This window comes from Cyclobacterium jeungdonense, assembly GCF_010994275.1.
Classification (GTDB): domain Bacteria; phylum Bacteroidota; class Bacteroidia; order Cytophagales; family Cyclobacteriaceae; genus Cyclobacterium; species Cyclobacterium jeungdonense.
Genome location: NZ_WMCD01000008.1, coordinates 259430 through 270476, shown reverse-complemented (window position 1 = coordinate 270476; position 11047 = coordinate 259430). Strand labels below are relative to the sequence as shown.

Sequence of the window (11047 nt, the reverse complement as noted above, 5' to 3'; positions counted from 1 at the left end):
CTATTGACTACTCAAGTGAGCTGTTTTCGAGAATATTCATTAAAGCAGTATTGAGGTAAAGTTTTTCCTTACCTACTTTTTTGGATTTCAAAAAACCTTCTTCTTCCAGGGCACTCAGGTAGTTGCCTACTGTCTTGGGAGTGCCCAATCCTATATTAATCAACGATTGTCTTTTGGTATAAGGGAGTCTGAAAATAACTTCGACCAGGTCTTTGGAATAGACTTTTGGGAGTTTGGCCCGAATAGCGTCAGCAGTCTTTTCCATCAATTGTGTCACCTGATCCAATCTTTTCAGCCCGTGGTTCGCCGTCTTTTCGACCATTTCCAGCATGTATAGGATAAAGCTCTCCCAATCCCCCTGCTCGGTAACTTCTCGTAGATGGTGGTAGTACTCATTTTTGTGTTGAATGATATACTCGCTGAGATAAATTGCCGGTATTTCGAGTAGCCCGCTTTGATTCAGGAACAGCAATAGCAAGATTCTTCCGGTACGTCCATTGCCATCAGCAAAGGGGTGGATCGCTTCAAACTGATAGTGCATCAAAGCCATCCTGATCAGCGGGTCAACGAAATCCTCTTCGTTGATGAATTTTTCCCAGTTGGCCAGTTTTTTGCGAATCAACTGCTCTCCGGTGGGAGGGGTATAGATTACCTCACCGAAAGGATTAGATAAAGTAATGCCCGGGGTGTTTCGAATCCCTGCTGTATTTCCTTTGATCTTCTGTACCAATTCTATGCAAAGGTTGGTGGTGATAAATGGTTTGGATTTCATTCGATCCAAACCCAGCCAAAGAGCTTCTTTGTAGCGAAGCACTTCTTTGGTTTCTGGACTTTCAAATTTTTTATCAGCTATTAGTGCCTGGTACAAGTCATCATTAGTGGTGATGATATTTTCTATCGCAGAACTCGCCTTAGCTTCCTGCAGATGTATCGTGTCGAGAAAAAGTGTCGGATTAGGTAAGTTCCGGATGGCACCATTCATTTGAGCCAAAGCCCGACTGGCTGATATGGTTTTTAACAAGATACTTTTAGTCTCCAAATCCACTTTTGGAGGAAGTAGGGGGAGATCGTTGTATGGAATAGTTCTGTCAAACATAATCAGCTACAAGGGTAAAATTTACATGTGTATTGGGTACAAGGGTAAATTTATTGATTTTTTACTCTCATCTGGAAAAAGGAGGAAAATTTTACCCTCATTTCTTCAATGAAATTTTAGAATTAAAATTCACCTGATACGAAACAGGCATCAGGCAAATCGAGGATAAATCTCCACTAATTATTTTCAATTCTGCCGGAGAAACGCTGTCTTTAAAATGGAATAATCGATAGAGGTAGTATTTTTCTGGATACCTTTTGCTACATTCCAACTCATTTCGGGTGATGTAGAATATCGATTCAAAATTTCCTTTAGTGGTTTTTACTTCGATGAATTTTGGCTTCCCATCCGGATGAAATGAACGGATATCATAGCCCAATCCATCACCCTCTTCTCTTGATGAATGTTTAATTTTTTTCGCCAGATCAGGCCGTCCTTTTTCGATCAGATACTCTTTTTCAAAATTGACGACCCACAATTCTCCCGCATCGCCAGTCCGCCTATTCTCAATTTCATTTTGGATAAAGTTGATCAGGGCCCCTTTGAAAGTGGGCTCCTTTTTCATGACGGATAGCTCTTCACTATTCAGATAGGAAATGGAAGTCGAACCCACAAGTGAGCGTTTTGATTCTCTCTGGACTGTTTCTTTCAGGTGCTTAACTACGGCATAAATAAAGTCCTGGGTCAATACATGATGATTTGGATCCTGATAGCAGGTATCGTCTAATCTTCTGGCGTGCATTGCGAGCAATTCTTGATCTTTTTGGACTTCTGCTTTGACAAGCTCACAAAGGCCCAGATAGTGCCCGATATTTTCGATCCTCCCTCGGCGCGGATAATATGGGTACGCTACTTTTTCAGCGAAATCCTTAAACATCCCGAATTTGTACAAAAAGTACCTTTCCGGATATTTAAGAACGAGGTAAACCAAAATAGCCCGATGATCTTGATAATCATTGTCGTTCCCAAAATGTTCCCGGTTTAAAATCTTAAAATCAGATCTGAAATTTTCGATCCGCTCTCTAATGTCGAAGTCTTCGTCAAAAAGGATTCGGAGCATATCCCGGGTCCTTTCAGGAGCCAGTTCTGCATTTTTTCGAAGCATTCGTTTTGGCCAATATTTTCCTGAGGACAGGAGGTTTTTAGCCTCGTCCATTGAGGATTCAATATTGGCGGCCAGGTCTGCAGCCTCAAGGTTAAAATGATCTTGAAAGTGCTTGATGGCTTTCCATTTGTATCGCTCTTCCTGGTTGATTCGGTTAAATTCCCTTTTGTATTCAGAAATGTAGTTTTTGATCAGATTTGGGTTCATTGTAAAAAATTAAAGGTTATAAAACACGGCAATCACCTTGAGGTGCGCTTCATTGTTCAGCGAATTCAAATCCTTGAAGTACTGACTGGATTGGCTGATAATGGTTTCCACATATCGCTCTTCGTCTTCTATCCGCCGCTTGATAAATCCGGTTTGAGGTACATCGGAGAAGGTGAGTTCCAAATGATCCTTCGCTGATTTTTCCCAATTTTTGAGTTTTTCTACATATACTGCCAACTGCTTCTCCATTTCCAATTGCTTGATTTGCTGTTTCTGATCCATGTGCATCAGCTTGGCGAAATCGATAACATCTGGAAGTAATGCCCTCAAACTTTCTAAGTGTTCCTCCTCAATTTGTTGGGTCAGCAAATTCTGTTCGATGGCAAACCTTTGGATAAAATCCCTTAGCGAATCAGGCTTTTCATGAAGGCCGCCCGCAATTTTCATGGGAATGGCAAAGAAGTCTGAGATCACCGATTGGCCGAGATTATTGCTTACCTGGCCATGGATCACATACCAGGCGGTCCCGATAGGAATCTTTCCATGTCTCGCCACCAAAGCAACTTCCTTATCCACGGAAGCCTCCAGTTTGGTCATCAGGAATCGAATGACTGGATGAAGGTCATATAGGATTTGGAATTTTGCCCATTCACCTTTTTGCTTCCTCGCCTCTACAATGGCATTCTGAACTGTATTTTTGTCCAAGGAAAGCCTGTAGGTTCCGTTCAGGGTCGGTTTGGACTCCTTGGGCAGGTCGAAAAGCACCCGGTTTAGCTCTTTGGTGTTTTTGATTTCGAGATAGGTGGCGTCCACAAATTCTGCTTCATCATATTCCATCAACCTTTCTGCTTTCAACTGTTCGATTAAATCCTGGTAATAGTCCCCATCACTGGCATAAAGTGAAAGCTCTGGAACAATGGGTTCTGGTTCAACAAAACTGGTAGTCACATCCGAATCACCTCCGAAAAGGTCATCATCGGAAACATCAGGCAGCGCAAAACCAAAGAAAATATCTTCATTTTGCTCCATAATCGCCTCCTCTACCTTGATTTCTTCCGATTTGCTGTCATAGAGTTTGAAGACGGACGCTGCATCCCCAAGGCTGTTGTAAACTTCTTCTTCCTTTTTGGTTAGATTTTCGAGGATATGAAAATCAGTCTTTATCCCTTCCATATCTGATTTGGCAATCAGGTAATGGATAAATGGTGTCTCTGTCTGCCCATATCGGTCAATCCTACCATTTCGCTGTTCCAGGGTGATAAGCGACCAGGGAATATCATAGTTGAACATGATATGGCAGTAGAAATGGAGATTGACACCTTGCGAACCAGCATCAGAAGTAAGCAAAATTCTGATTTTGGAATCTTTTTTCCCAAAGTCTTCTACCAGACTCTGCTGTTCCATATCCGATAGCCCTCCGTGAAAAGTTTTTAGGCTATCGTCATCGAGTTCAAAATCTTTTTTCAGGTTTTCAGAAAGGTAATGGATCGTGTCTATTCGCTCGGCGAAAACCACAATGCGTGTATCTTTAGTTCTTCCTGACCAGCCCAATTCGATGAGTTTTTCTTTAAAGGATTGGTACTTAGAATCTTTCTTGTTTTCTATGATGTATTGAAGGTCAGTTTTTAGCTCCTCCAAGAGCAGGATATTGTCTTCTGCATTATTGGAAGTTTTTCCACCCTCTTTGATGCGGTTTATCCTTCTGGAGATACTTTGAAAAGCAGCAAGTGGGGAGGACATATAGGCTTTGAACAAGCCAATGGAGAAGAGTAAATCGCGCTTTTCTTTTCGGGCACCTTCATCAAAGAGGTTTTTTTTCAGTTTCCAGATTAATAGTCTGAAGCGCTTCAAACTTGATTTTTTGTTGCTTGGAGAGAAATTCTTCTTCCTTTTCTGTAATCTGACAGTGGATAGGGACGATCTTCCTTTCCTGAAAATTTGCCCTGACCTGATCATCCAAAATATGCTTTTTAAACCTGCGCACATAATAGGGTTCCACACCAGATTTATCATAATCGCCTGACCTGGGAATGGCTGTCGGTTCGATCATCTGAATCAGGTTGGCAAAAGTTTCTTTTTTGCCATTGTGGGGCGTAGCCGAAGTCAACACCAATGATTCACAGCGAGTGGCCAGGAATTGAGCCAAATCCCCACGCTGACTGCTGCTGTTAGCAACTGTATGACACTCATCGATGACTATAACGTCCCATCTTGACTTTTCTATAAAATGCCGGAATTTGGCATTATTCTTCAGCGTATCAATGGAAATGATGGTCTTGTCATAATACTCGAAAGGATTTTTGTTTGCCGGCAGTTCTGTCCTGATTTGAGCAATACCATGGGAATCTAATCGCACCAAAGGAATCGCAAAACGGTTCCAGATTTCCTGTTGGAATTGACCCAAGATGGATTTTAAGGCTAATACCATGATTCGTTTGCCTTTTCCTCTTTTGATCATTTCCGCCAGGAATATTCCCACCTCTATGGTCTTGCCCAATCCAACGCCGTCTGCAATTAAGAGTCTTGGACGGGGTAGTTTAAAAGCTTTTATGGTAGGGTCTAGCTGGTAGTCTGAAAGGTTGAATGCGGCTTTATGAGCAACATGGATTTTGTTGCCATAGTGCGTACTGTTTCTCAGCTGGGTTTCCAAAAAAAGTTTTGTTCTCCTGTATCCAAAGTCCGTGTCGGCTACCAAATTCGTTTTGGCTGGATCCAGCACCCGTATATCAACATCCAGTTTGGTGTCGAATTTATAGCTCTTTCCCTTCACCAACTCACTAATGCCTTCTACGTCCAAAATGGAAGAACCATCATAATTCTCAGTGATTTTCGTAATTAAAAAATCTTCTCCTCTTGTACTAATTCTAGCCCCAGGAGCAAATTGTTGCTGAAGTGCTTCACCCATTCTCAAAATTTGTTTTACTAAAATAGTTCTAAAAGCAGCTAAAAATAAAAAACTTACGGCTTAAATTAAACCTTTAATGTTGAAAAGAAAAACTAAATTTTATTGATTCTTTGTATCCTTATCGAACAGATCGAATTTTTGGGATTTTTCCATTGTTTTTTGTTCTAGATGTACTAGACGACACAAGTTTGATTCCATTTAATGTTTAAAGGGTTTTTGGCCTAGATGATTTAATCTTAGTTAACGAAGATGGCGAAACCTGGATATTTGTGCATGGGTTTTTTAAAATAACACAATTAGTTCTTCGACTTCGGGATTTCTGGTGGAGGAGTGGGGGTAACGCAGCTAAGTAGTAAATCCTGGAAAAAATTTTAATTTTGTTCAATTACAAATTCAAAATACCAAGTTCTTGGTAGACTGGCAAATTAGTTTATAATTCGCTAAAATGATGCTTCTCGGGATCCTTGGTGGTGTATAATCGTTGCCAATTTTGGGGATTCTTACTATACCAAAGCTGGAGTGCCGTAAACCACTGCCAACAGCCATGTAAACAAAAGGAAGGAATATGTCAAAAAAATTAATGCTTAAAGTCACCAAAGAAGAGATTTTTCTAACCAATGAACTATCAATTGGAATTAAGCACACCAATCTTTTTGGCAAGGAGATTTTATTCAGAAAAGAGGTGCTCTTTTGGGTAACCGAAGTAGTAAAATTTATAGATGGAATATTATTTATTAAAGTTATAGATTTTGACTCGGAACATGGAAACTTCGATACCACGCAGCCAGGCTCAGAATATGCTATTGCAAAGATAGAATTTGAAAAATTTGAGAAGGAAAAATTTGAACCTATTTTAAGTTCCTATAAAGCAAAGGATTTGAATACCTTATGTGGAATTGAAGTTGGAGGTAGGCCTTCAGAAAATAGCAGACCGGAAAATGCTCGGAATAAATTTATAGAGGCGCAATTTTCAAAAAATACTAACATGCAAACGGGAATAGGACCCTCCCAGTTTGATAGCATTCATAAGGCAATAATTATTAAAAGGAACTTCGTTGTTAGTTTCGATGAATTCGAAATCATAGAAGGTGGCGTTCGCTTCAAGAAATCAATACTTGATGAGGTACAAGAGGAAGTGGAATTTTTTATTGGAAATCCGCTCCTTTTAAAAGAGTTTAATTTAATTAAAGGATGGTTCAAGAAAAAGTTAAAAATAGAGGGTATAACGGTTTTTGCTGAAATAAAACTTGATACAAATGAAATCACCGTTTTAAAAGCTGAATCAAAGGAAGTGGAGCTGATAAATAATGAATTAATCGAAGCCATCCAACTTGAAAGGGTAACAAACCTTGCCTCTAAGATCACTCCAAATAGTCAAGACGATTTCCTTTTTTCTTTAGATGAGTTATTTCAAGAAGCGGATTTGGAAGATTTTGGGGGAAATTTGTTTGGTCAATCCGAAAATGATATTCTTGACATTCTTTTGAAGAACGACGGCATTAGAAATGCAAAGCATCTACGCTATCTAGCCGATAAGGTCCAAAGTGTTCAATTCAAAATTCAATTCACATTCCTGCCAAATTTTGGGTTTTTATTTTCACATATTGGCAAAAACAAATCCCACTACATTTTGGAGCTGCTAAACTCAAATGCCACCTATATCTGGAAATTCCCGTCAGAACATGGAGAAGATAATCATTTTTATTTGGTAAACGAAGAATTGAAGAAGTTGTATGAACTAAAGAGGCGTAACTACAGGAATCAAGCAGACGAATCAATATTTCAAGTTGTGGTTCACAACGGAGTTGGTAAAGGTGAAGTTGATATCGCTTTTTGGAAACGAGGTTTAAAAGATGCTTTAGACTAAGAGGGGATGACGATTTTTTTTCTGCCTGCATGGAGTTTTTGGAGCGGTGACTGGAATTTCCCATTTCCTTATCCAGTGAAGAACTCCGGCCATTAACCAGTGAAGATTTTGAATGCTTTAGGGCAATGAGGGTGGAGTAATTTTTGATGCCAATAACAGAATTATAAAGCAATCCGGTTTACGCAAGAACTACTCTGAAGTCCAATATCAGGTTGCTTTTTGGGGCTCCCCCTTTGGGTCGGGCTACCGCTTCGCTTCATTCCAATCTTTTTCCTCCTGCACCACCGGCCTAAAAAAAGGATTTTCATTGCTATCCCTAAGCCTACTTACATCATCAATTAAATCATACCAGGTTAACTGCCGATCGAAGATTGATTTTTTAAAATTAAAGTTTTCCTTCTCAAACGGTTCAATTTCCTCAGGACCTGGATTATGGGTAACTCAAGAATTAAAAGTTTTTGTTCAATATATTTCGCCGATGAAATTTAAACATAATTGTAAATTTTACTTCCTATATTGATTTTTGTAATAAAATATATGTTAAAATCTAATAAATATAGAATAAAGAAATGAAATAAATGATATTATAAAATTAAATATTAGCTATGGAACCCAAAAAAACAAAAATCTATTTTCTGACGCTCACACTTGCCTTATGTGGTTTAGGAAATGTTAATGCTAATGAAATAATCCTTTCAGAGAAGGGCACTGAAAACCTCGAAGGAGGTTTTGCAAACTACATTCATTTTAATAATGTCCATGTAAAGGACATAGAAATTTTGAAAGCCATCATATTTCAAAAACAACCAAAAGTTATTGAGGTTGACCAAAATTTGGATGTTATTATATCCGGGAAAGTGACAGATTCTAATGGTGAACCAATACCTGGAGTGACGGTGTCTGTCCCAGGTACAAGTACAGGAACTATAACAGACTTGGATGGAACATATTCCATAACTGTCCCGGAAGGTGCTACATTGGTGTTTTCATTTATTGGTTTTGAAACTCAGCAAATTCCCGTTGGTGATCAGAGTATAATTAATACCATATTAAATGAGGACATGACTTCATTAGATGAAGTGGTAGTAGTTGGATATGGGACTCTTCAAAAGAAACTACTAACAGGAGCTACTTCTCAAGTTAGGGGATCTGATTTAGCCGACCGTTTACTTACAAGCCCATTAAACGCCTTACAGGGTATGGCACCAGGAGTAACGATAACTCAAAATGGTGGCCAGCCAGGGTCAGAATCAAAGATATATATCCGAGGCATGGGGACGATTGGAAGTGGCAGTCCGCTATATATTGTTGATGGTGTCCAAACTGAAAGCATTGAATATCTTAATAGCACTGAAATTGAATCCATTGATGTATTAAAAGATGCCGCGTCTGCGGCTATTTACGGATCCAGAGCATCCAATGGTGTAGTTTTAATCACCACTAAACAGGGAACAGCTGGAAACAAGCAAATTACTTTTGATGCATATTACGGGTGGCAGAGTTTGGCAAAGAAGCCAGATCTTTTGAATGCTCCGGAATATGCTATGCTCATGAATGAAAAATTCGAAAATTCGGGGGATGCGCCATTTTTTCAAGGACAACGAATGGAAGAAGTAAATTCTATGGGGGAAGGGACTGACTGGATTGGCCTCTTGTTTGAAGAAAATGTTCCTACTCAAAATTACTCATTAGGATTTTCAGGTGGTACAGACCAATCTGTTTATTCAACAGGGCTTACTTTTACTGAGCAAGGTGGGATTTTTGGAGGTACCTCACAGAATAATTTAAAACGTTTCACTTTCAGGATAAATTCTGAACATGATTTTTATGATAATATCTTGAAAATCGGAGAGAATTTAACTGTTACGCATGTCGACCTACAAGGAGCTCATCAAGATGGTCGTGGTGGCAATTATGTTAATCAAGCACTCTCAATGCCACCTATCTTGGGGAATAGGGATTCCAACGGTAATTTCGTTGATAACTCTACCGGTTTATTGGCGGATTTTGGAGGAGGTTCTTTGTCAAATCCATATGCGATGTATGTCCTTAATAACCAACAGAAAAATAATACTGTAAAGATTTTAGGTAATTTTTATGCGGAATTACAACCAATCGAAGGACTTAAGATTAGATCTAGTATCGGGACAGTATATGAAACTTCAAATTTTAGAAGTTATATACCCACTCTTCCGCCTTTAGGTCAATTTGCGAATCCATCAGTTCGTCCATTCGATGAGGTCATCCAAAGCAATAATAACCGCACGCGGTGGGTAATTACTAATACAGCATCTTATGTATTGAACCTTAATAACCATGTTTTTGATATGGTTATTGGTTCTGAGGCACAGGAAACCAATGGTATTTTTCTCAGTGCTGGAAATAAGAATTTAATTTTTCAGGAGTATAAATATGCGTTCATTGATAATGCATTGGGAAAAAGTAATGAGGGTCTAATGAGTATGGATGGATATCCTACTGAACATAAATTGTTGTCCTATTTTGGTCGTATCAATTATAATTTTAATGAAAAGTATCTGTTTAGTGCGACCTTACGTTCGGATGGTTCTTCAAATTTTTCAGAAGAAAATCGAAGAGGATATTTCCCGTCATTTTCAGCAGGTTGGGTTATTTCTGATGAGCCCTTTATGGAATCCTCAAAGTCATGGTTAACTTCTTTAAAATTTAGGGGAAGTTGGGGACAAAATGGAAACCAAAATATTCCACCATTTAGATATCTGGCCACGGTTAATTCCAATTACTCCTACTCTTTAGGAACTCAAGAAAATGGGTTTCTTGCCCCAGGAGCCGCCTTGAACCGAATGTCAAATCCTGATTTACAATGGGAGAAATCAGAACAAACCAATATTGGTTTTGATGCATACTTGTTTGGAGGAAAGGCCAATGTAAATTTAGACTATTACCACAAAGCAACCAAAGGTTGGTTACTTTCTCCACCAACCCAAAGTGTTCTTGGGTTATCTCCCCCATGGATAAATGGAGGTAATGTCAATAATGAGGGAGTAGAACTTGCATTAGGATATTTTGAGAATTTAGGTGATTTTGATTTAAGTTTAAATATAAACGGCGCATATAATAAAAATATAGTTACAGATGTACCTAACGATATAATTCACGGGCCTGGGGGGGCTTTGTGGGATAATTCACAGGAATATTATCGGACACAAACCGGCTACCCATTAGGGTATTATTGGATGCTGGAAACTGACGGAATATTCCAAAATACCAATGAAATTGAAAATTATTCAATAGATGGTATTAGGATTCAGCCTAGTGCTCTACCTGGTGATTTGAGATACGTTGATCAAAATAATGACGGTGTTATTAATGATGATGACCGCATAAATGTTGGAGATCCTTTTCCTGATTTGGTTTACGGCTTCAATTTAAATTTAAATTATAAACAAGCCTTTAGTTTAATGGTAAATGCAAATGGAGTGGCTGGTGTCCAGGTTGTACAGTCATATTATAATTATGCGAGATATTTCCCCAGTTATACATCCGAAGCTCTTGGGAGATGGCACGGAGAAGGTACATCCAATCATTATCCACGTTTGGATAAAGCAAATACCAATTGGACAAATAATTCAGATATATATGTTTATCAGGCTGATTTCCTCAGATTGAATAATATCACCCTAAGTTGGGATGTTGCTAAAACTTTTACTGCTCACCCTCTTAGCCAGTTAAGATTTTATGCTGCAGTTTTAAATGCCTATACCTTCACTAAATATAATGGTATGGATCCAGAAATAGGAAGTGGAACAGGTTATCAGATTGGTCAGGATAATGGGTTTGTCCCTAACCCACGGACAATTATGATAGGTGTTAATATAAAACTTTAAA

General features: G+C 38.8%; 6 protein-coding genes. 2 read left to right on the top strand and 4 right to left on the bottom strand.

Annotated features, from left to right (window positions below; genetic code table 11):
* Positions 1 to 7 precede the first annotated feature (7 nt).
* The 4 genes from GKS34_RS16655 to GKS34_RS23300 form a co-directional block, all read right to left on the bottom strand.
* Positions 8 to 1096, bottom strand: coding sequence for a Fic family protein (locus GKS34_RS16655; protein WP_205602094.1), 1089 nt, complete (start codon positions 1094 to 1096; stop codon positions 8 to 10).
* Between the two features lie 97 nt (positions 1097 to 1193).
* Entirely contained in the window at positions 1194 to 2408 is a 1215-nt protein-coding gene (locus GKS34_RS16650; protein ID WP_163386102.1) for a protein NO VEIN domain-containing protein, read from the bottom strand.
* Between the two features lie 9 nt (positions 2409 to 2417).
* Positions 2418 to 4259, bottom strand: coding sequence for a helicase-related protein (locus tag GKS34_RS23305; protein ID WP_205602093.1), 1842 nt, complete (start codon positions 4257 to 4259; stop codon positions 2418 to 2420).
* The gene (locus tag GKS34_RS23300) at positions 4210 to 5313 is read right to left on the bottom strand and encodes a DEAD/DEAH box helicase (RefSeq protein ID WP_205602092.1); all 1104 of its coding nucleotides are present in this window, start codon (positions 5311 to 5313) and stop codon (positions 4210 to 4212) included. Before GKS34_RS23300 ends, GKS34_RS23305 begins: the two co-directional genes overlap by 50 nt.
* Positions 5314 to 5878: 565 nt before the next feature.
* Between GKS34_RS23300 and GKS34_RS16640 the strand changes: the two genes are divergently transcribed.
* Both GKS34_RS16640 and GKS34_RS16635 read left to right on the top strand, forming a co-directional pair.
* Positions 5879 to 7180, top strand: coding sequence for a hypothetical protein (locus GKS34_RS16640; RefSeq protein ID WP_163386101.1), 1302 nt, complete (start codon positions 5879 to 5881; stop codon positions 7178 to 7180).
* Between the two features lie 605 nt (positions 7181 to 7785).
* Positions 7786 to 11046, top strand: a complete 3261-nt coding sequence (locus GKS34_RS16635) for a SusC/RagA family TonB-linked outer membrane protein (protein ID WP_163386100.1) — start codon at positions 7786 to 7788, stop codon at positions 11044 to 11046.
* Position 11047 lies beyond the last annotated feature (1 nt).